At 47.4% G+C, this 466-nt stretch carries 1 protein-coding gene; it reads right to left on the bottom strand.

Going from position 1 to position 466, the window contains the following annotated elements; translation table 11 throughout:
• Window positions 1–293: hypothetical protein (locus KNP76_RS15665; protein ID WP_214845050.1), on the bottom strand; the 293-nt coding region annotated here is incomplete at its 3' end.
• Window positions 294–466 lie beyond the last annotated feature (173 nt).

Genomic DNA, 466 nt, shown 5'->3' with positions numbered 1-466 from the left:
CTAAAGTCTTCACGGGGTGGGAACTGAATCACCCCTTCGACAATTTCAATTTCATATTCATGAAGCGCCTCTTTCAATTCAGGTGTCACAACGCCCTCTGTCACGCGAATATCAATATCTCGCGTCGGACGATACTCGGCATCTTTATTCATCATTTCAATGAACAGAAGAATCCCCGAAGCGCCAACCACGACAAACTCGACTTCGATGTCTCTTGAGGCGCAAAACGTATCAAGCACGAGCAAGGTATCGATGATACTCTCCACGTCCTTGTATTGATTGGAGTAAGTCATGTATGTCCCTCCTAATGAAAATGACCCACTCTGATCCGGTATGTTAGGAGTCTTCGTGGGCCATGATGTATTTCACATCTCTCAATTTAACTAAATCAGGCGAGAATTCTCCCTCCTCTAAGCGTCCGGGGCGAAGCCCAGCGTAGGTGGGAGATGAATCGCCCGTGCTAGCA

Source organism: Exiguobacterium sp. s150 (assembly GCF_018618435.1).
GTDB lineage: Bacteria > Bacillota > Bacilli > Exiguobacteriales > Exiguobacteriaceae > Exiguobacterium > Exiguobacterium alkaliphilum.
This window is presented reverse-complemented; position numbering and strand designations above follow the sequence as displayed.